At 41.0% G+C, this 21714-nt stretch carries 15 protein-coding genes and 1 CRISPR repeat array; of the genes, 8 read left to right on the forward strand and 7 right to left on the reverse strand.

The window, feature by feature from the left end; all coding sequences use genetic code 11:
• Nucleotides 1-50: 50 nt before the first annotated feature.
• The 3 genes from H6G77_RS13125 to H6G77_RS13135 all read right to left on the reverse strand — a co-directional run bounded on the left by H6G77_RS13125 (nt 51) and on the right by H6G77_RS13135 (nt 2881).
• The gene (locus tag H6G77_RS13125; protein WP_313954496.1) at nt 51-881 is read right to left on the reverse strand and encodes a CRISPR-associated protein Csx3; all 831 of its coding nucleotides are present in this window, start codon (nt 879-881) and stop codon (nt 51-53) included.
• A 206-nt stretch (nt 882-1087) separates the two neighbouring features.
• Nucleotides 1088-1408: a CRISPR direct-repeat array (repeat unit 36 nt; unit sequence GTTTCCAACTATTCCGATTTGACCCAATCGGTAGGG).
• 437 nt (nt 1409-1845) lie between these two features.
• A complete protein-coding gene (locus H6G77_RS13130) occupies nt 1846-2469 on the reverse strand; it encodes a CRISPR-associated protein (protein ID WP_190593448.1) in 624 nt (207 codons plus the stop codon).
• Between the two features lie 28 nt (nt 2470-2497).
• Nucleotides 2498-2881 carry a nuclear transport factor 2 family protein gene (locus tag H6G77_RS13135; RefSeq protein WP_190871787.1) on the reverse strand — a complete coding sequence of 128 codons (384 nt, stop codon included), beginning with the start codon at nt 2879-2881 and terminating at the stop codon, nt 2498-2500.
• 289 nt (nt 2882-3170) lie between these two features.
• Between H6G77_RS13135 and H6G77_RS13140 the strand changes: the two genes are divergently transcribed.
• From H6G77_RS13140 to H6G77_RS13150, 3 genes are all read left to right on the forward strand, one after another.
• The gene (locus H6G77_RS13140) at nt 3171-5393 is read left to right on the forward strand and encodes a CHASE2 domain-containing protein (protein ID WP_190871788.1); all 2223 of its coding nucleotides are present in this window, start codon (nt 3171-3173) and stop codon (nt 5391-5393) included.
• Between the two features lie 167 nt (nt 5394-5560).
• On the forward strand, nt 5561-6592 hold the full coding sequence (locus H6G77_RS13145) for a VOC family protein (RefSeq protein ID WP_190593442.1): 1032 nt from the start codon (nt 5561-5563) through the stop codon (nt 6590-6592).
• 859 nt (nt 6593-7451) lie between these two features.
• Nucleotides 7452-7862 carry a hypothetical protein gene (locus H6G77_RS13150; RefSeq protein WP_190871789.1) on the forward strand — a complete coding sequence of 137 codons (411 nt, stop codon included), beginning with the start codon at nt 7452-7454 and terminating at the stop codon, nt 7860-7862.
• Between the two features lie 440 nt (nt 7863-8302).
• Here H6G77_RS13150 and H6G77_RS13155 read toward each other — a convergent pair whose 3' ends face one another.
• Complete coding sequence (locus tag H6G77_RS13155; protein WP_190669331.1) at nt 8303-10519, reverse strand: family 10 glycosylhydrolase; 2217 nt, start codon at nt 10517-10519, stop codon at nt 8303-8305.
• A gap of 378 nt (nt 10520-10897) precedes the next feature.
• Here H6G77_RS13155 and H6G77_RS13160 point away from each other — a divergent pair, with 378 nt between their 5' ends.
• Entirely contained in the window at nt 10898-12130 is a 1233-nt protein-coding gene (locus H6G77_RS13160; RefSeq protein ID WP_190669333.1) for a glycosyltransferase family 4 protein, read from the forward strand.
• Nucleotides 12131-12322: 192 nt separating this feature from the next.
• Here H6G77_RS13160 and H6G77_RS13165 read toward each other — a convergent pair whose 3' ends face one another.
• Nucleotides 12323-12721 (reverse strand): hypothetical protein, encoded by a 399-nt coding sequence (locus H6G77_RS13165; RefSeq protein ID WP_190871790.1) that lies wholly within the window; start codon nt 12719-12721, stop codon nt 12323-12325.
• A gap of 541 nt (nt 12722-13262) precedes the next feature.
• On the opposite strand from H6G77_RS13165, the gene H6G77_RS13170 reads away from it, so the two are divergent.
• From H6G77_RS13170 to glpK, 3 genes are all read left to right on the forward strand, one after another.
• Nucleotides 13263-14540 carry a hypothetical protein gene (locus tag H6G77_RS13170; RefSeq protein WP_190871791.1) on the forward strand — a complete coding sequence of 426 codons (1278 nt, stop codon included), beginning with the start codon at nt 13263-13265 and terminating at the stop codon, nt 14538-14540.
• A 1000-nt stretch (nt 14541-15540) separates the two neighbouring features.
• Nucleotides 15541-16704: a helix-turn-helix domain-containing protein gene (locus tag H6G77_RS13175; RefSeq protein WP_190871792.1), complete on the forward strand. Its 1164-nt coding sequence runs from the start codon at nt 15541-15543 to the stop codon at nt 16702-16704.
• Between the two features lie 354 nt (nt 16705-17058).
• On the forward strand, nt 17059-18570 hold the full coding sequence (glpK, locus tag H6G77_RS13180; protein ID WP_190871793.1) for a glycerol kinase GlpK: 1512 nt from the start codon (nt 17059-17061) through the stop codon (nt 18568-18570).
• 251 nt (nt 18571-18821) lie between these two features.
• Here the strand turns inward: glpK and H6G77_RS13185 are convergent, their stop codons facing one another.
• Nucleotides 18822-19835, reverse strand: a complete 1014-nt coding sequence (locus tag H6G77_RS13185; RefSeq protein WP_190669343.1) for a hypothetical protein — start codon at nt 19833-19835, stop codon at nt 18822-18824.
• An 11-nt stretch (nt 19836-19846) separates the two neighbouring features.
• Nucleotides 19847-20092, reverse strand: a complete 246-nt coding sequence (locus H6G77_RS13190; protein ID WP_190589697.1) for a hypothetical protein — start codon at nt 20090-20092, stop codon at nt 19847-19849.
• 528 nt (nt 20093-20620) lie between these two features.
• Between H6G77_RS13190 and H6G77_RS13195 the strand changes: the two genes are divergently transcribed.
• Nucleotides 20621-21628, forward strand: a complete 1008-nt coding sequence (locus tag H6G77_RS13195) for an NAD(P)-dependent alcohol dehydrogenase (protein ID WP_190871794.1) — start codon at nt 20621-20623, stop codon at nt 21626-21628.
• Nucleotides 21629-21714: the final 86 nt, after the last annotated feature.

Raw genomic sequence — 21714 nt, forward strand, 5'->3', positions numbered from 1 at the left:
TGCACACTACCTGTAAGTAATGGTGCTGTTTCTAACAGCTTATTTGTATTTTATTGCCAATTATGAGCTAGAAAAACTTCGTCCTGTGCTGCATCTAATTGGCTATAAATTTTGGCAATTACTTTTAATCCTAGTTTATGACAAAATTCTTCCCACTCAGCAAATTCGTCTATTTTTCCTGATAAGATAACTGCGTGGGTTGCTGGCTGCATAATTAGCTCATTTTCTGGTGTGATTTTACCACCAACGTCAATAATATTAATTAGCTGATTAGCACTTTTAACCCAATTAGCTGCTTTTTGGGTAAATTCTGGGGTAAAATCGGCTTTATTGATGTATTTGGTAGTTTTAGCTAGTTCTTCATCATTTTCATAAGCTTCTTGATGCCATGAACCTTCGCCATCAGGACAAGCTGTAATTATATATGGATAAGGTGCGCCTAAGTTTCCTAAAATAGTCTTTTTTAGTCCATCTCGCAAACATGATTTACCAGAATTCTGCGGGCCGCACAATACCACTTTGATAGTTGAACGCACGGGTTGGGGTTCTTTAGTTTCGATTAAATCACCAACTTTGTATTCTGTGGAACCGTGGGAAATGGTGACTATATAAGTTTTGTATCCTGGTGTGCCAATTTTGGGATCTAGAACAGCGATCGCCTGATATAAATGTGATAGTTTATGCGCCATCACATAAGCTACAGGTACAGATTGCGGCCCGTCAATCAATAGGCGATTTCCCCCAGGAATTTGCCCAGAATCTATCATCTGTTCTAATAATTCTAGAGCGTCGCGCACAATGCGATCGCCCTGCGCTGGTAAAACTCGATTAAATCCTACTCGTAAAACTTCGCCTTCTAAACGGATTTGGTAGCTGTGCATAGATAATTGCGATCGTTCAACAACAGTTTTACTATTGCATACCAGTGGAAACGGTGTTTTCCCCAAAAATGACGGCGCTAAAAATCAGGCGTAATCTTTAATCAAATCCCAAACGCCAAAATAGAGAAATAAAAGAGGTTAGATACTAATATATCTAACCTCTTTTTTAGTTATCAAAACTACAAAATTTAAGCTTCTAGTTTTGAGTTACGAACTATTCCGATTTAACCCAATCGGTAGGGTCAAGACCAGTGGCTTCAGCAGCACGGCTCCGGGTTTCCAACTATTCCGATTTGACCCAATCGGTAGGGCGTGGTCATCGAATCAGTACATGGTTCCCACGACGGTTTCCAACTATTCCGATTTGACCCAATCGGTAGGGTGTCCGGCGTTACGGCCGACGGCTTCAAGGTCACAATGTTTCCAACTATTCCGATTTGACCCAATCGGTAGGGTTACGATAGCGTAAGGCTAGTTACAAGAGTTAATAAGTTTCCAACTATTCCGATTTGACCCAATCGGTAGGGAGTTCGTCTAGGAGCCTTTACCCAGTAAGGGTTTCAGCCGCCAAATCGACGCATCTCTGAAATTATTATAAATCATCAGTGAAAATTGACCAAAACACATAGCTCAAACCCTTTCCCTGTAAGCAATCGACACACCTCAACGAAAAATATAGGGTTTCGGCGATTTGGCGAGGTGTGTCGATGAACAATAAAAAACTCTGTGAAAACGCCTCAAACCTAGTAGTCCACCAACCCAATATTGCTGTGTAGACCCTGTAAGGGAGCAAGGGAGCAGGGGAGCAGGGGAGAATGAAGGTACTCTCCCCTCTGCCCCGAAGCCCCTCTGCCCCGAAGCCTCTTCTCTCTCCTCTGCCCCTCTGCCCCTCTGCCAGCCACCACGCAAAGTTATCTTGGCAGACTACTAGATATAACAGTAATTTTACAAAAATTTAGCTAATCTATTTGCGGAACTGCTGCTTGAGAGTAATTTCAATGGGGTTGAAAGAACGTCCTGTTACTTGTCCATCTTGTAATTCGGCTGGGGTGTATTGTAAGGGACTTTGTACAGATAAAGAAGCAAGTACCATACCAACACTAGCTTGGGCAGTCATCCCTGTAAAATCTGCGATCGCATCTTCCATTGTCCATCCAGAGGGCAGGCTTTTATAAATTTTTCGCACAACGTGATAAAACTCTAGAGGGTCGTAGATATCATTAACTACGATTGGTTCAGCAATTGTTAATTTAGAAAAATCTTGTTTTAATTTTTTGGCAATATCAATTGACTGGGTAGAACAAATCAACCAGCAACATTCTAATTGTGGCAGATGATATTCTAAGGCCTTGCGACAAGGTTCATCTCGGCTGACTAATAACAAGAGTCCTTTGTGCTTTTTGGGTGGTAACTTGCCTAAATCAACTTCAGGCGATCGCATTTTAGCCAATGACTTAGCCAAAAACCACACCGAAAAAATAAAAATCAATACAGAACCCAAAGCAATTCCCACAGAGGCGTTTGTAGTCTCACCAAAAATGTTAAATAAAATTTGGGTGAGTGCATTACCCAGCACAGATAAAAACATTGTGCCGATCTAACTACAGCCTCATTTCCTACCGCAACTGTGCTACCAATTGTTTGGGGTTCCAATAGGCGCGGGTTGTTTGAATTTTGCCGTCTTGGTTAATCTCAAAAATTGTGATTCCTTCAAAGCTGACTGATTTACCAGTTTTACTTACTCCCTGCATTGTCCACTTGACGGCTGCTTCATTAGCAGCGACAAAAATATGTTCAGTTGTTGCGGCTAGTTTCTCAAATACAGCTTGCAATTGCCCGATAAATCGGTGATAATCTCCCCGAATCTTGACTGGGGGTTCACCAACTGGGTCATGACTCACTGCATCTTCAGCAAAGTTCTCGATCCAGCCTTCTGGATTCATGGCGGTAATGTTGCTAAAGTAGGCTGCAATGATGGTTTCAATAGCGATGCTTGACATGGCTGAGTTTTAGTAATGGAGAGGAGAAACGGATAGTTGACAATGAAAAATAGAGACAAGGGAGAGAGTTTTTCCCCACTTAGGATTGCAATAGATTATACAACCTATTATTTGCTGAACTTTATTCATTCATTAAACGGCAACATCCAGCCAAGTAAGCTGTTAAATTAAATAAAGCAAAGAATTAACGTCTGAAGATGAAGTGTAGAATTTCATCCTTCTGCCTCCCCCATCGACGGGAACCGCCAAGACGGGGACTGCCTCACCTCCTGCCTTCTACTACAACTCTGTGATTAGTGGAATATTACAATACCTGCGAACTGCCTTAACCCGAAATCAAGATTATCGTGACACCTTGACGAAGATTCACTGGTGGCGAATGGTTGTCGTCACTGGTGTGGGAGTTACCGCTTTGGTGTGGGGAATGCGGGAACTGAAGTGGTTACAACCTTGGGAGTTAAAGGCTTATGACCAAATGTTGCGATCGCGCCCTCCAGAACCATCAGATCAGCGACTATTAATAGTTACAATTACTGAAGAGGATTTGGCAAAATTCAAATGGCCATTATCTGATGCCACAATCAATCAGTTATTAACGAAACTTGAATCTTATCAACCCCGCGTTATTGGTTTAAATATTTATCGCTCAGATCAAGAAAATCTAGCGGCTGGAATTGCTAATCAGAAGAATATTGTTGCTACTTGTTTGTTAAGCAGTCAAGGTAGATCAGAAATTTCGCCGCCGCCCAATTTCCCTATCGATAATGTTGGTTATAATGATTTACTTTCTGATAACCAGGAAGACCAAATTGTTCGCCGGAGTTTATTATTTGCCGAACCAACTAATAGCAATAAATGTGCAACGCAATTTTCCTTTGCGGGTTTAATGGCAATTATTTATTTAGAAAAACAAGGAATAAATGTAGATTTTAAAGAAAAATATTTCCATCTTGGTAAAACCACTTTCCCTATCCTCACTGCTAATTCTGGTAGTTATGTAGGGACAGATGCGGCTGGTTATCAAACATTACTAAATTATCGCCACTCTAATCACCTAGCGCAAACAGTTACTCTTTCTCAAGTTTTCAACAATCAAATTAATCCCAACTGGGTTAAAGATAAGTTAGTCATTATTGGCACAACTGCTACTAGTATTTATCCGGGTGTATACACTCCCTACAGTGCTTCACCAGACCATCCCACTAGAACATCAAATTTATTTATTCATGCCCAAATAACCAGTCAAATTCTCAGTACGGTGTTAGATGGTAGACCATTAATTTGGTATTGGCCTGAGTGGCTGGAAATAATCTGGGTGTTGGCTTGGTCTTTGCTAGGTAGCTTTTTAGGCTGGCGGTGGGGACATCCCCTAATGCTGTTGGTTGTGGGAGGTGTAGTCCTCGCTATTTTAATAGGAATTTGCGGGGGTTTATTTTTAATTGCTGCTTGGATACCCTTAATTCCCCCAGCGACGGCCTTTGTATTTAGTAGTGTGGGGATGTTGGTTTATACAGCGTACAACACCCAAAAGCAAACTAAATTAATTATTCAGCAAGTTGAACAACAACAAGAAGCGATCGCTCAATTAAATATTCTCTTACAAGAAACTACCTCCGCCGCAGAAGCGACTAAAATTATTGACCAACATACCCACGCCGCAGCCACAATTACACAACCCGAAAAAAGAACTGGTGATTTACTGTTGGGTGGACGTTACCAAATTTCCAGAGTGTTGGGCGCTGGTGGATTTGGACGTACTTATTTAGCCAAAGATACTCAACGTCCGGGTAGTCCTACTTGTGTTGTCAAACAATTAATGCCGGCACGCCGAGACCCAAAATTTTTAGAAGTCGCCCGCAGATTATTTAATACCGAAGCTGAAATTTTAGAAGCTTTAGGGAAACATCCCCAAATCCCCGCCTTGCTGGCTTATTTTGAAGACCAACAGGAATTTTATTTAGTCGAAGAATACATTGCTGGACATACACTCCATGAAGAATTAGCACCTGTACATGGCACAAAAACCGAAACTTTTGTGATTGAAATGCTCAAAGGTGTATTAGAAGTTTTAGCATTTGTCCATGAACATCGAGTAATTCACCGAGATATTAAACCACATAATATTATTAGAAGCAATCAAGATAATCGCTTAGTTTTAATTGATTTTGGTGCAGTGAAATTAATGCAGCCACCAACTAGTGAACAAACAGAATTACCCACAGTTGCTATTGGTACAAGGGGCTATGCGCCACCAGAACAATTTGCCGGACATCCGCGCTTATCTAGTGATATTTATGCTTTGGGGATGATGGCAATTCAGGCGATTACTGGTATTTTGCCCCAAGAATTACAACCAGACCCAGACACAGGTAATATTATGTGGCAACCCAAAGCCCAAATCAGTGCTGAACTCAGAATAATTTTAGATAAAATGGTACGCTATCATTTTAGCGATCGCTATCAATCAGCCGCCGCAGTCCTCCAAGACTTAAACCAAATCACCGACAAATAAACTCTCTGTACCTCTCTGCATGACAGACACTTTGCTCAAGTCGGGGAACCCGCCCACGCAAGTGTCCTCCTCTGCGCCTCTGCGTCTCTGCGTGAGACAAAAAAATCCTGTTCCACCACCTGATTTCTGAATTAATATTATTTGGTTATATCTAAATTAAATTCACTATGACTCTCGAAAAAGAACCTAAAATAACAGGTATTTATGAAGTATGTATTGGGGTTCCCGACCCAATTTTTGCCATTCAATATTGGGAACAATTTGGTTATCGTATTGGGCAAGTTGGTCAATTACCTGCGGCGATAGCCTATCAATTATATGGTGTAAATTCTGCTGTGCGTTCCATTCGCTTATATCATCAAAACGCAGATCATGGGTTGATTCGGTTGATGGTTTGGCAAAATCCCACTAATCAAGGTTTGGGGTTAGCATCCATGAAAACCAAGGGAAATCGTTGGGCAACTACCCTCACCTCTGATATTTTAACAATTTTAAATCATGCCGAAGAAGCCAAAGCGGCTGGTTTCTCAGTGCGTTATAGTATTCCCTACTGGGAAGTAATTTACAACAAAGAACGCAAAAGCCGCCCTTTTATTGACCAAACTGTCGGGGTGCGAGAAATGTTACTACTCCAACCCTTAACTCGACAAGTTTTATTTCAAAGATTTGGTTACACCATCCCAAATTACGGACATATCAACGAAGCATCGGTATTTAAAACCAGCCAGTTTACCCATATAGGGATTATTGTTCAAGACGATAGCAAAACTAGCCTGAAGTTTTATGAGGAAGTTTTAGGTTTGTTGCGTGTGCGCGATGATGTGGAAACTAGCTATGATTCTTCAGCCGCAGGTCGAGATTTATTCGACCTCAAGCCAGGGGAAAAATTTATCGTCACAACCTTTGATGATCCCCGTTCTTCCCAAACTGACTTAATGGCGGCGCGGAGTGGGAGACTTTATATAATTCGCTTTCCCGAAGCGATGAACGTAGAATCACGGTTTGAAGCCGCCCAACCAGGAAGTTTAGGAATGTCGTTGTATACTTACCGTGTGCAGCATATCGATGAATACTGCGATCGCATCAAATCCAGTCAGGTGCTAAACTTTACAAACATCATCGAAAATGAGTTTCGAGAAAAAAGTTTTTCTTTCACCGCACCAGACGGCTATTTCTGGAATTTAGTAGAGAATGTATAGACAGGGAGTCGGAAAGAAGCCTGTTCTACGTGTACTGACTTTATTTATAAATCAACTATAGGAATCCTACTTGATTTTTGAACAGATACGTAGTGGCGTGGCAAGGCTAAAGTAGTGCATTAGATTTGGATAAAAACGCAGATAAACGCTGATGAACACAGATAAAATCTATTTTTTAATGCAACATTTAAGGCTTGCCACGCCAGTAGGGTGTGTTAGCGATAGCGTAACGCACCTGCTACCAAGGCTTTTGGTGCGTTACGGCTTACGCCTAACACACCCTACATCTACTTAGATTTTTTCAGAAATCAAATCGGATTCCTATATGAGTTCTAGATGGTTTTTAAAATTACTATGAATTCTGAATTGTTCTTTGTAAAAAAACTGTTTTTTTCCGCCATTTTGGCAACTTGAAACTAGTCAATATTGCTATGCTAATAACAAGAAAAACATCCTAAATTAGAGCAATATTAATTTTTCCTCTGGTGACAACCGTAAAAACCAGGGGATTTTTTATAACAGGTGCAGGTTACATCTTAAAAAATGCTTCCTCCAAACCCGAATTTCTCACGTATGGGTAGCGGGTGTGGAGAGAGGGGAGTGTGGGGAGTGTGGGGGGAAAGATTTTTTCACCATCCTCCCACACTTCCCACCCCTCCCACACCCCTGGATTTCTCTCTTGTGAGAAATCCAGGCAAAGCCTGAGCCTATTTTATTAGCCCAAATTTTTGCCAAGCTTACTTGATTGGGACGTATTCATCCCATTGCTACAGGCTTGGAACCCTCGCAAATTGACAGAGGTATTGCTAATATAAATCATAAAGTATTCAATATCTTCATTCAAGCCAGCCAAATCTAAGTGAAATCAACACAAATGCTGCGCCTGATATCACTAAACATTTTTAAAAGACAGAGCTTCCCACCCGTCCTGTCTAATGAAGTGGAACTATTGAAGGCAGCAATCACTGACGCTAAACAAAGAGGACTCGATCCACAACATACGCCAGAAGTACAGAATATTGTTAGACGTATGATAACCTTGATGCCGTTTGTCGAGAAATTTCGAGAACTAGAACAGGTAGTATGCGTATACTCTTCTCTTAGGGAAACACAGCCATTCGATGCGCCTGAAGTTGAAGCAGCAGGGAAACGAATTAATTTAGTTAACAATGAATTGCTTACCGACAGGCGTTATCGGCGTTTTTACCAATCTCTTCAGTGTTTAGAAATATATGAGCTACCGTTTTCAAGAGAAAATACCTCTCAATAATTACTTAAACAAAAATTCCGCCAAAATGTAGGCTAAATTAGCTTTAATAAGCGGCAAATGCTCTTATGTATGCAAGTTCAAAACGGCTACTTATCAGTCTGTACTGTCCAAAAATTTCTGTTACCAAAATTGTTACGAGCGTACAGCAAACTAGTTAGTTACCGTATCATGAGATTTAGTTAAGCTCCTCATACCACACCGAAAGCCGTGCAACTTAGAATTGCATCGGCTTTTTTCTTTTCGTTACACCCTCACACCCAATACGGTTCGGATAAGAAACTTACTTGTGTAGGCAAGCAAGGGTGCAGGGGTGCAGGGGTGAAAGGGGGAACGAAGGTACGCTCTCCCCTGAACCTGAAGCTCCTCCGCCCCCCTGCTCACCTCAACAGATACATTTGTTAACCGAACCGTATTGCCTTCACACCTCTACGTAAGTCTTGTTAACGACGAACACGAAACCCCTGTTGTCCATTAATTGCGTCAAAAAGAACATCGTATCGATCAAAAAATCCAATACCACTATTCACAAATACAGGCTGTTCAGCTTGGGTAGAAATCGCAATATTCCACAAATTAAACCCATCACGGTTGCCTGGAACTAAACTGTAGTCCAAAACTTGAGGAATAGCTATTTTAACAGTATTTTCCGGGCGTAACCTTCCGGGTTTAAGCTTGCCTGAGAGGTTTGGGGACTTCAACTCCACAAAACCACTTGTATTTCTAGAGTCAGTCACCATTCTGCTGTTACAGCTATTTTTCATCGCACTACCAGAGATAGTTAAACAGACGGCGTTAAGTCGAGAGTCCCATCTATTGCCAGGTATACCATCAATTGCAGGTTGCGCCTTCAGGGAAACCATCTTAAAACCTGCGCGATTTTTTTCGGTCAAGCCAAGGGTGAGATTACCACTATTATTAGTACCACCATTACCTGTGACGATCGCTCCGTTACTCAAATTTCCTGGTAATTTTCTCAACGGGTTATAAGGAAGTGACCGTTCAAAATAATTGACACCGATAATACCGGAAAACGCTGTACTACTTTTCGCCGAACAATTTGGTTTTTGGCTAGTACATTTGCGGCTAGTCACAACCTGTACCGGAACAGGTTCTTCAGTAGTCAGAAAACCAATTCGGAAATTGGTATAAACTAATTCTCCTTCTAAGATTGTCCCATCACTCAATACTTCCTTGACAACTTGACCTGTTTTGCGGATGGGAGCATTCCCGAAAAATTCTGGAGGTACTCTTAAACCTGCTGAACCTGTATCTAACAAAACACGTCTCGGTCGCCCGTTGGCTACAGATATTTCTAAAAAATAGCCTCGACTTGCTTGGCTAACAGAACCTTTAGTATATAAAGGGACTGATATCGTATCAAAAGTAGGCTTGCGACGGGTAATTTGAGAAGTATCCCGCAACGCAGGGTTAGCAAAAACTTCTAAAAATCCAGCTTGTCGCTGCGCCACAGGTTCAGGTGCAATATCCCACAGACTTTCATAGTAGAAAAACACAGCACCCAAACCGCGTTGTTGAGCCGCCCGGACTTGAGACTGAATTTGTTGTAGAGAAACTGGGCGATTTCGCAACCCTGTCATAATACCTATGCCAGTAGGTATATATTGTTGTGTTTCGATAATTTCTGGGCGAGTAATTTGGCTGATAAAAGCTTCTAAATCGTTACGGTAAACTTGCATCACTAGCTCGTCTACAATACCCAATCTCACCCAATTCAGCCAGTCTTGCAGTTGAAATTTATAAGCATAATCATAGTAATTCGGCGAAACAGAAATAATTGCATTAGGCTTGATTTGTTTCACCGCTTGATAAAGTTGGAGCATGAATGCTGTAATTTTATCCGCCCGCCATTGCACCCATGCTTGGGCTTGAGAGTTGGGGGGAGGTGGATTGCCAGTTTCTTCGGTATATAGTTTTATCGTGTAACTGTCGTAACCAAAATCCACAGGCAAACTCAGATGGTCATCAAATTGAATCCCATCAGCGTTGTATTTGGTAATGATTTCAACTACAAGGTCAGTAATAAATTTTTGGACTTCGGGATGGAAAGGATTAAACCAAGCTACTTCACCCGCCGCAGTAATTGAAGTTTGAGTTCCATCTTGCTTTTGTGTCAGCCAATTTGGGTGAGCGGATGCTAATTCTGAAGTTAAGGGAACCATAAACCCAAATTCAAACCAAGGTATAGTTACTAATCCTTGACGACGGCCTTGGTTAATAATGTCAGCAATGATATCTTGTCCTTCTGCACCTTTGAAGAAAAAGGGAATACCCTGCTGTTGTGCTACTGCACTGGGATATTTTGTATAACCATCATTCCAGACGACGGGATAGACTGTGTTAAAGTTCAGCCGCCGCAATTGAGCCATTGTATCCTGCACTTTGGCTTGATACTTCATAATATCGAAGTCGTTATTAGTCAGCCAAACACCGCGAATTTGTTGGCGGGGTGACTCAGATATTTGAGCATTTGTCGGTGTCCCATTGCCTAAAAATACCACGATGCTGAATGAGGTGATAAACAAAACTGGTAGAAGAGGCTGAATTGAGCGCCAGTTTAAAAATTGCCTAAATTTAGTCAATAACTGAGCTACCCAAGCATGAATTTTTAAGCTTTGGTATGGGAAAAATTGCAACATTAGTCAGCAGTTGTACTTAAGTTATGAAAGTTATTTATAACATTTAACTTGGATGCAGCAGTCAAATGACTGCACCAGTCAAACTAATGCACATTTGACGTAGTTAACAGTTTTTTTGTTCACGATTTATCTGGAATGGCTGTGGCGGGTAAAATTGCCAAACCCAACAACTTAATTCTTATTAGCAGTAATGATAAAAAGCATCAGTTGATGATTCATTTTTTTAGCTGATAAATTGATGGGTTATGGGCGGAATCAAATGATGATTATTCCTAGAGTATCATCAGCTTACATTTTACAAAATAAGAGTTAAAGTATTATCGATTAACGCCCTAACTGCATCATAATTACTATTCAAAAAAGGAGCAGCAAAATTATATGCGGATATTAATGCTATCGTCTACATTTCCCTACCCGCCCAGTCGTGGAGGAACAGAAATTAGAACTTTTAATTTACTGCGATATCTTCAATATAACCACGACATAACGTTAATTACACAGAGTAACAAGGAAACAACATCAGCCGAGATAGAGGAATTACGGAAATATGTGAGTGAATTGATTGTTTTTCCTTTACCGCCGGAACCCCAAGAAAAAAATGCGATCGCTCGTTTAGTCGGTAAAACAGTCCGGTTTTTAGAGTCGGTACTCAAAGCCACACCGCCAAATGTACTCCATCGCTATTCTCCAGAGATTCAAGCTTGGGTTGATGAATATGTCCGCGCCAGGAAGTGCGATGTAATTACTTGTGAACATAGCGTCAATGAAATTTATATTCAGCCAGACTACCGTCATCTAGTAAATACGGTGGTTGATGTTCACAGTTCTGTTTACGGCTGGATTCGTGATCATTTAGAAATGGGTGCGGCGCAAAATGCAACGCGCGATCGCCTTTATTTGTCTCTGGTTCTCAAACGCTACGAACAGCGTTATTGTAATAAGTTTTCTAACATTGTGGTGACAACCCAAGACGATCGCCAAGAATTTCTCAAACTGCGTCCTGATCTGGAAATTAAAGTGATTCCCAACGGCGTGGATTTAGAATTGTTTCCCTGTCGTCAACAAGACCCAGGCGGACATAAATTAATTTTTGTGGGTGCTATGGATGCTTCACATAATATTGATGCAGCATGTTTTTTTGCTGTTGAAGTTTTACCGCAACTACAAAAACATTATCCAGACACCACCTTTAGTATTGTTGGTGCTAGACCAACTCCCGAAGTTTTAGAGTTAAATAATCTTCCTGGTGTGATTGTGACTGGGCGTGTGGCTTCCATGACAGAATATTTACACCAGTCTACAGTGTGTGTAGTGCCGCTCCGCACTGGTTTTGGCATTAAAAATAAAACCTTGGAAGCAATGGCCGCAGGTGTACCTGTTGTAGCCAGCGATCGCGGTTTGGAAGGATTAGCTGTAGATATTGCAGATCAACCATTACGCGCTTTGAGAGCTAACACTCCAGCAGAATATGTCACAGCTATTAGTCAATTATTTGATCATCCCCAACTGCGTTCAGAATTATCTGAACAAGGTAGACAATTAGTAGAAACAGAATTCACCTGGGATATTGCTGGAAAACGTTATGAACAAGTTCTGCTACAGCAGTCTTAATACAGCGTTTTTCGATTGAGTACAGGAACGGAACCCAACATTTTCAAGGCTTTGTTGGGTTACGCTATCGCTACACCCAACCTACTATTCTCTTAACTGAAGCGTATTGTATTATAAATTATGTATAAATAAATAAATCCCCGACTTAATCACAAAGTCGGGGATTTGAGTTAATTAAATTCAACTTTAATTCTACTGCCGCATCGAAGGAGCCGCAAAAATTCTACTGTTGATGGGAACGCGAAATGTCGGCTGAGGCTTGGTAGGGTTATTAGTTACCGCAACTGTATTCTCAGCAGTTTCAGATACAGTTGTTGATTTAACACTTGCAGAATTGTCTGCATTATCAACTAGCGATCGCTCATCATTATTCAATGATGTATTTTCAGATGAAACATTGCTATCTAATTCAGTTGCTTTAGCTTCTGTGTTAACTTGAGCGCGACAAGGAATGCAAATAAAACTAGAGACTACACTTAAAAGTAGTGCTAGTAAAGGACAAGTATATTGTTTCATTGCAGTGGTGTAGTGTTGGTTGGACTTCAGATTAGTGTTGCGTTGTGCTATTAAATTTCCGAGTTTTATCTTCATAAATAAGACAGAATAAGTGCTGCTATTTAAAAGCAATCTTTGAAATAAAACTCATCTAAAAAACAATTAGAAAATCAACTGATAGATGCACACTGATATAATAAATATGGGATTGATTCACAACGTGGAGCAACGCAACTATCAGCAATACTAAGAGAATAGCTAGTCATCTCTGAAGAGCAAAATTACGTATTTTACTACGTCTATTAATATTTATCAGGCTGCAATTTATTCGCATATTTAAGGATTGACATGGTATCAATATATAAAGTTTTTATCAATAATTATGTTGATTATGTTATCTACATCAAGTTTTTATTAACCATTAATCAATAGACGTATATCAGCTTGATCAAGTTTGATTAAAAGCAGAAACTTTAAAATTGGATATAAAGTCTTTATATTGAATAGCTAGGGAATAAAATTTACATTTGGCGATCGCAACCGGAGTTGAGTTATAAACATAACATCTGAATCTGCTGATTTAGACTCACAAAATAAATGTCTTTTAGTACTGCAATTTCTATTTATCTAGGAATATATGACATTGAAAAACTTCACAAAAGCCTTTGTTCTGAGTTTGGTGATTGTAAATTTTTGGTCAACCGCCCAAGCACAAACATCAACTAGTGAAACTGCTGCACTATCTCAAGAAGTGACTGTGCTGCGAAAACAGGGAAGCCAGGGATTGCAAAAATTCCTGAATACTCACAAAACTGAACTCAATACAAGTTCTTCCGGTGCAGTTGTGCCAAATCCGCAAATTCGCGCCGCCTTAGATCAACTTTGTCAACAGCGAGATTGCTATGCTTCGCGGTTGTATTGGTACACTGACTTAGAAGCAGCCAAAGCCGCCGCCAAGGCTAGTGGTAAACCTATTTTATCTCTGCGGTTGTTAGGCAGGCTAGATCAAGATTTAAGCTGTGCCAATAGTCGGTTTTTTCGTGTAGCACTATATCCCAATGCGGCAATTTCTCAAGCTTTACAAAATCGTTTTATTTTACATTGGCAATCAGTCAGACCTGTACCCAAAATTACCATTGATTTTGGAGATGGTCGCAAACTAGAGCGAACCATTACAGGCAACAGCATTCACTATATATTAGATGCTTCTGGTCGTCCGATTGATGCCATTCCGGGACTGTACGGCCCCAAAGCTTTTTTACGCCAGCTACAACAAGCTGAAGTTGCAGCCAAAGAATACAGTAAACTTCCTACTGCTCAACGTCAGACTTTTTTACAGAAATACCATAGCGATCGCCTAAATGCAATCCAAACTCAATGGACTGCTGATTTATCCCGCTTGGGGATTCAAACTCCTCCGAGATTAGTAGATAACCCATCACCCACAGCCGAAGTCGCAGGTTCTTTGGCGGTAACAAAAATGGCCGTCGAAACTCCGATGCTGAGTGCTTTACGTCCTGGTGCGGAAGCAAATCGCAATAACTTAGCAGCAATTACCGACCAACAAGCTTGGAATAAAATTGCTCAACTTTATGCCACTGATGCCAAACTTGATCAAAATAGCATCGCTTTAATCAGTGCCAAAAAATTCTCATCAACCAAAACTGAATCTGAAAATTTGCAAAAAATCGTCAATCAATTTGAAAATTTGATGGCTTTAGATTCCATCAGAAATGAATATATGTTGCATAGCCAAATTCATCAATGGTTTACCCAAGAAGCCCAAACTAGTGATGTAGCCGAATTGAACGAGAAAGTTTACGCGCAACTTTTTTTGACTCCTAGTTCTGACCCCTGGTTAGGACTTTTAGCCAACGATAGCTATAGTGCTATTGATAATGATGGTTTACGGTAAGCTATTAAGCACTTAGTTTGCAGTTTAGACCGCAGGGGAGCAGAGGGGCAGAGGAGAGAGTTTAAGTCATTTATGTACAATTTCAATAGTGCAGCTTAAATCCTGATTAGCTTAGTATAAGCTTGGCTATTGGTAAAGCTATACCTGCGGTAGTAGTGTGTTTATTCTTTTGATAGAAGTTAGCGATAAGATTCACAACTATCGTTGAGCTAAAGCAGTTCTACATCATTTGTAAATAACAGCATCCCCGATTTATCCACAGTCGGGGAACTAAAATGATTATTTTGAATACTGAGAAAGCATCTCATAAATATTTATTTGTGCGATCGCAGTCTCATTTTAGCCACTTTATTACAGATTTTTGAGCCAATTCTAAACTTTTATCACAAAAGTAAAAGCAATAACTACTAGTAGGCTGTAATATAAATTTAGACTGAATCTATGTTCATGGATTATCCTAAATCCTAAAAAATGCTCAATATTAAATATATAAAAGTTCTATTTGATATGTGAACAAAAGTGACAAGATAGGCAAGGCAAAAATTGATAAATTATTTGGTAATATTATATATGAAATATGATAATTGACCTAATTTTATCAAATAGCCAAGTCTCCATAAATAAACTATCTGTAGTATCTTGATGAGCATAAATTAAAAATAATCAATTCTAATATTTCAAATAAATCTAATACTAAATATCTCTGATAAAAAGCATCATTACGCAGTTTATCAGACCAATTATGTTGGTTAATAGAATCCTTAAATTTTGATGTTCTTTATATATGCAAGCAGATAGCACAATACGGTTCAGATAAGAAACCTAAATTACCACAAAATCAAAAAATAATGACTCAACAAAAAACGAAAGAATAATTTTGGAGGGGGTTTGGGGGAGCATCCCCCAAATCTTGCTCATTATCTAATAGGTAGAGCAGAAATTGAGAAATCAAATCTCATCACATTAACTGAACCGTATTGGCAGATAGCAGGACGACAAGATGAATATAAAATTATTTATCAAACGTTTAGAAGCCTTGCACAAACCTCTAGCAGATTTGCACCAAACTGCTAGTATTTTACCTTGGATTCCTGCCGATATGCTACCCCAGGCTTATCAAGAACTTTATAGTAATTCCAAGATGTTACAGTTAGCAGCAAAAGAACTGTATCAGCAAAATGAAGCACTTAAAGAAACACAAATTTTACTGGAAACCGAACGCCAAAATTACCAAAATTTATTTGAGTATGCGCCAGATGGCTCTTTAGTCACTGATAAAGCGGGGATTATTCAAAACGCCAACATAGCTGCAACGAAATTACTGAACATTCCCAAAAAATTTCTCATCGGCAAAGCTATAATTCAATTTGTTTGTTTAGAAGAAAGACAGCACTTTCGCCAAGAACTCCATCAGCTATATCAAGCAGATAGAACAAAAGAGTTAATTATTCGCTTGCAACAACGTCATGGCGAATATTTTGACGCAGCTTTCACAGTCAGAGTCATCCGTAACCCAGAAGGTAAGGCTATTAACTTACTCTGGTTACTGCGGAATATTAGCGATCGCCAGCAAACAGAATTACAATCAACCGAGAGTTACAGCGAGTTCATCCAAAATCGCCCTCGATACAAATATTCTAAAGGTGAAACGATTCCTCTCAATAACTCAGTGGTTTGGTATATTTTCCAAGGTTTAGTCAAACTCAGTACATTTTGTGAAACTGGCGAAGAAATCTTGTTAGGATTGGCAAAAACACAAATGGTGTTTGGTTCTGGGATGACTTCTCTATCCATTTACCAAGCTACTGCTTTATCAGATGTGGAGCTAGTACCAATTTATTTGTCAGAATTATCAGTTACACCAGCATTGAGTCATAGTTTGTTACCCAAAATCAATCAACGGTTACAACAAACAGAATCATTTTTAGTCATCTCCAAAAAGCAATTAGTCGAAGACCGTTTACAACATTTATTAGAACTTCTCAAACAGGAAATTGGTGAACCAGTAGAAGAAGGGACTCGCTTAAGCGTCCGCTTGACTCATGAAGATATAGCAAGTGCTTGCGGTACTACCAGAGTCACCATTACAAGATTGTTAGGAAAATTGCAACAACAAGGTTTAATTAGTATTGATGCTAAAAAACATATTATTTTAAAAGTGTAGGGCGTGTACTTATTCAAAACCCTGATACCTTTCGGCTGACGCTCACGGCGACATCCCATACCCCTTTCACCCCCACACCCAGTCTTCATAAACAATCTTTGTGCAGAAGTCCTGTTTGTGATATCCTTACCCAAAAATGACTTCACGCGATGTGCGACTTATTCTTGAAACCCCTCTCCAAACCTCTCACGCCAGTCGCTACAACGGAGGGAACCTCCGCAACGCGCTGGCTCCCCGAAACGGAGAGAGGCTTTGAATCTTGCTCCCCTTCCCTACCAGGGAAGGGGTTGGGGTTTAGGTTTGAGAGAAAGTCGCACACGGCGTGACTTCAGACTTCATACTTCATCAGTAACCTTGGATAGTAAATCTCCATCATCAGGCTATATTTTGGCTTTGGACTTGGGTACAACAGGCAATCGTGCTTTTTTGTTTAACCATGCAGGTCAAATTGTTGGGCAAGCATATAAAGAACTTACTCAGTATTATCCGCAGCCGGGTTGGTTAGAACATGACCCGGAAGAAATTTGGCGAGATACCTGCTGGGTAATGCAAAATGCGATCGCTAATGCTGAAATTGCGCCATCAGATATCGTCGCTTTGGGATTAACTGTACAACGGGAAACCTGCTTAATTTGGGATAAAACCACTGGTAAGCCGCTACATAAAGCCATTGTTTGGCAAGACCGCCGCACAGCACCCCTTTGCAATCAATTACAAGCCCAAGGTTACGCCGCCGAAATTTATGACCGCACTGGTTTGGTGATTGATGCTTATTTTTCGGCAACAAAGTTGAGATGGTTATTAGAAAATGTTGCAGAGATTGATTTAGACAATGTTTTGGCAGGCACAATTGATACTTGGGTATTGTGGAAATTAACAGGTGGGAAAGTCCACGCAACCGACCACAGCAACGCCAGCCGCACAATGTTAATGAACCTCAAAACCTGCACCTGGGATGAAAAGTTACTCGAAATATTGCAAATTCCGGCTCAGATTCTGCCCCAGATTCAACCCAGTTTAGGCAAATTTGGTGTGACTGATCAAACTTTGTTGGGTGCGGAAATTCCGATCACAGCGATTTTAGGCGACCAACAAGCAGCATTATTTGGTCATGGCTGCGATCGCCCTGGGTTAATGAAATGTACTTATGGCACTGGTAGCTTTTTGGTAGCTCATACAGGTGCAGAAATTGTGCGATCGCAACATCAACTCATTTCCACCTTGGCTTGGACACAAGCGCAAGACAACAGTAATTTAAAAATTGGTTACGCCTTAGAAGGCAGTATGTTTACTAGTGGCGCTTGTATCCAATGGTTGCGCGATGGCATCAAACTGATCAAAACTGCCGCCGAAACCGAAGCAATGGCTAACCAAGTGTCAGATAACGGCGGCGTGTATTTTGTCCCTGCCTTTAGTGGACTCGGTGCGCCACACTGGGATATGAATGCTAGAGGAGCTTTTTTTGGCATTACCGCCAGCGTCCAACCCCAACATTTAGTGCGGGCTGTTTTAGAAGCGATCGCTTACCAAGTTGTGGAAGTTGTTCAAGCCATCAATGCTTGTTCTCCTACGCCAATGAAGCGGTTAATCGTCGATGGCGGTGCTTGTGAAAATAACTTTCTGATGCAATTTCAAGCCGATGTCTTGGGCATCCCCGTAGAACGCCCAAAAATGCGCGATACCACCGTACAAGGAGTAGCATTTGCCGCCGGTTTAGCCGTTGGATTTTGGGACAGCTACACCACATTAGTTAATCAACGGCAAATAGACCACATCTTTGAGCCTAATCCAGCCAGGAATAACGCCTTGGCTAACTTTAGCACTTGGCAAAAAGCAGTTCAGCGTAGTTTAGCCTGGGTAGATTAAGTACGTAGAGAGTAATGAGTGTTGAGTGTTGAGTGTTGAGTGCTGAGTGCTGAGTGCTGAGTGCTGAGTGCTGAGTGCTGAGTGCTGAGTGCTGAGTGCTGAGTGCTGAGTGCTGAGTGCTGAGTGCTGAGTAATGAGTAAAAAAATTTTCCCCTACTCCCCACTCCCTACCCCCTACTCCCTACTCCCCACTCCCTACCCCCTACTCCCCACTCCCCACTCCCCACTCCCCACTCCCCACTCCCCACCCCCTACTCCCCACTCCCCTTACGAACTAACTTTGTATCCCAAGTGTAAAAGCCGACTGTATCAGGCATTCTAGAGAATCTTCCTATGCGATAACCGCGTGAGAGTTCATTTAGTACCTTACTTTTCACTTCTCGCACTTCTTCTGCGTTCAGATTGCCATAAATTCCCGTGATGACTTCAGCCACGCTAAAAACTTTCCCTGGATGTTGCCTAAAGAAAATAGTTAAAGCATCAATCAAAAATTGTCCTTCATAGGCTTTGAGCATTGGAACAACTTTTGCTTGTGGTACGACAACCGGTTTCTTCTTAGTTTTCCCAGTCTTAGAGTTACTGGTGGTTTGATTGGTGGTGACTAAACTCAAATCTAGGGTGTAACAACCAGGTTCATTCGGTATACCAAACCAAGCTTGTCTTTCTCTACCTTGGGTGAGTGAAGATTGCACTCTACCTTTGACCACTTTAAAGACATGGGGGTCTAAGTCACCATAAAGCGATCGCACAATGAAATCTATGTGGCAAACAGTACCCAGATGTTGTTCTAATAGCTGTTTGATAGCTTCCATCCGAGTTAAAGAGTTATACTCACTCAACATCGGAATATCTACATTGTTCAGCGAGAAATCTCTGTTTGAGAAACTAAAGTCTGTAGCTGGGGACTCGTTGACGTTGGTTGTTGCAGCAGAACTATCTGTTTCTAATGCTTCTGTGTTTGGTTGTGGTGAATCTGGATGCGCCGCTAATTCACCATCAGATTTCTGAGATGAAGGAGATAAAAGTAAATCTTCTTTAGAGGCCGAAAGCATTTCGTTCACAACTTCAACCGTCAGTAGCTTGTTGTTAGCTTCTGAAAGTGACGACCAACTAGATAACAAACCTTCAACATTATCGAGTTGCGATCGCGCCTGATTGTATAAAGTGCCATATTCTTCAACCAATCGCGCATAGTAGTCTCGTAACTCTAACAAAGGCGTGATTAATGATTGTGGGGGTGGTTCCAATTGCAATTGCGGTTTCATAAAGCGTTACATCAACCCAACGTGGTGTCACTTGTATAAGTCATTGGCCTTGGTTTGGCTTTTTGAGATGGCTGCGGAGATTTGCGTGGTGCTTGTGGGGGACGGCAGCTTTCGCAATATAAAGGACGAGGGCCAAAAGTCTCGCGTTTAGTTGTCTGATTGCATTCTTTACAGACAAAGTGAAACACCCTGGTGTGAATTAGTCTTTTATGCGCTCTAACAGTGTATTCCTGCACGTCTATATATTTACTTGCCATAGTCCAGAAACGTGAATTTCAATTCTATCAATATAGCTATTCAAGCAAATGAAATTGAATCAGTGTGTGTTGATTTGTAAGTTTTATTCAAATCCATGATTCATTCTCAAACCTGAAGTTGCAAATATTGCATCAAGGTAAATCAACACTCACCAATTTACTCTCTTCAGACAGAGACATCCGTAATTCATCTAACTTAAATAGCATTGACGCATAAAAATGAACAATCAAGGGTCGAGGAGAGGGTGAAGGGGTGTAAAAGTCAAGGATTCCACACAAAAAATTGTTTGTTAACCCATCAGGTGAGCGATCGAGGAGTTGTTTGAATCTACTTTTTTGGCATCGCCATAAATATATAGGACTCATATTTGATTTGGGAAAAAAATCAGTACACTCAGATCAGGCTTCTTTCCTACTCCCGACTCCCCATTCCCTATTCCCTAACTACACAAATAAATTCAGAAATCAAACCGGATTCCTATAGGTGATGCTTAGAATGATTGATTCATCCGATGATGGTAGAAGTTGATGAAAGCTTACGAAATCCAAAGTGATGCCGGCATTGATGCTTTAAAATTAGTTGATCGCCCCCAACCAGAACCCACAGCCGGACAAGTCCTCATTAAGGTAAGAGCCACATCTTTAAATTACCGTGACTTGTTAGTAGCTGAGGGCAACTACGGTTCTAAATTGACATATCCGCTAATTCCTATGTCTGATGGTGCGGGGGAAGTTGTCGCCGTGGGTGAAGGTGTGACAAGGGTAAAAACAGGCGATCGCGTCGCCGGGATTTTCTTTCAAACTTGGATTGACGACTCCCCAACCAGACAGAAAATGAAGTCTGATTTAGGTGGCAGCATTGACGGAATGCTTGCTGAATACGTTGTACTAGACCAAAATGGGCTAGTAATCTTACCTGATCACCTCTCCTACACCCAAGCAGCCACTTTACCCTGCGCTGCTGTCACTGCTTGGCACGCCTTAGTTACAAAAGGTCACATTCGCACCAATCACACTATATTATTGCTGGGTACTGGCGGAGTTTCGATATTTGCCCTTCAGTTTGCCAAACTCCACAATGCAAAAGTCATCATTACTTCTAGCAGCGATGAGAAATTAGCCCGCGCCAAACAACTAGGTGCAGATGAAATTATCAATTACAAAACCACACCAAATTGGCAACAGCAAGTTTATGAGTTAACAAATCGCCTTGGTGTAGATCACGTCATCGAAGTGGGTGGTGCAGGTACTTTACCACAATCACTCCAAGCCGCCAGAATTGGAGGACGTGTGAGCTTAATCGGTGTGCTGACAAGAGGCGGTGACATTGATCCTATGCCCATATTAGCTAAAAGTCTTACCTTACAAGGCATTTATGTAGGCAGTCGAGAAATGTTTGAAATGATGAATCAAGCAATATCTCACCATCAAATCTTTCCCATAATTGATTCTGTGTTTCCATTCACCGCCGCCCCAGAAGCATATCGCTACCTCGAAACTGCTGCCCACTTTGGTAAAGTCGTGATTGAAATTTAAATTCACACTACCCTTCTCCCAAAGGGAGACGCTATGCGAACGGGAAGCCGTGCGAAGCGCGTCTACATACTTCACACTTTATATTT

Origin of the sequence: Aulosira sp. FACHB-615, assembly GCF_014698045.1 — a bacterium.
Classification (GTDB): Bacteria; Cyanobacteriota; Cyanobacteriia; order Cyanobacteriales; family Nostocaceae; genus Nostoc_B.

What these genes read in the sequence shown, in the direction of transcription:
- H6G77_RS13155 (WP_190669331.1), bottom strand. Translation starts at nt 10,519, where the DNA reads ATGTTGCAATTTTTCCCATACCAAAGCTTAAAAATTCATGCTTGGGTA.
- H6G77_RS13190 (WP_190589697.1), bottom strand. Translation starts at nt 20,092, where the DNA reads ATGGCAAGTAAATATATAGACGTGCAGGAATACACTGTTAGAGCGCAT.
- H6G77_RS13130 (WP_190593448.1), bottom strand. Translation starts at nt 2,469, where the DNA reads ATGTTTTTATCTGTGCTGGGTAATGCACTCACCCAAATTTTATTTAAC.
- H6G77_RS13145 (WP_190593442.1), top strand. Translation starts at nt 5,561, where the DNA reads ATGACTCTCGAAAAAGAACCTAAAATAACAGGTATTTATGAAGTATGT.
- H6G77_RS13165 (WP_190871790.1), bottom strand. Translation starts at nt 12,721, where the DNA reads ATGAAGATAAAACTCGGAAATTTAATAGCACAACGCAACACTAATCTG.
- H6G77_RS13185 (WP_190669343.1), bottom strand. Translation starts at nt 19,835, where the DNA reads ATGAAACCGCAATTGCAATTGGAACCACCCCCACAATCATTAATCACG.
- H6G77_RS13170 (WP_190871791.1), top strand. Translation starts at nt 13,263, where the DNA reads ATGACATTGAAAAACTTCACAAAAGCCTTTGTTCTGAGTTTGGTGATT.
- H6G77_RS13125 (WP_313954496.1), bottom strand. Translation starts at nt 881, where the DNA reads ATGCACAGCTACCAAATCCGTTTAGAAGGCGAAGTTTTACGAGTAGGA.
- H6G77_RS13160 (WP_190669333.1), top strand. Translation starts at nt 10,898, where the DNA reads ATGCGGATATTAATGCTATCGTCTACATTTCCCTACCCGCCCAGTCGT.
- H6G77_RS13195 (WP_190871794.1), top strand. Translation starts at nt 20,621, where the DNA reads ATGAAAGCTTACGAAATCCAAAGTGATGCCGGCATTGATGCTTTAAAA.
- H6G77_RS13135 (WP_190871787.1), bottom strand. Translation starts at nt 2,881, where the DNA reads ATGTCAAGCATCGCTATTGAAACCATCATTGCAGCCTACTTTAGCAAC.
- H6G77_RS13175 (WP_190871792.1), top strand. Translation starts at nt 15,541, where the DNA reads ATGAATATAAAATTATTTATCAAACGTTTAGAAGCCTTGCACAAACCT.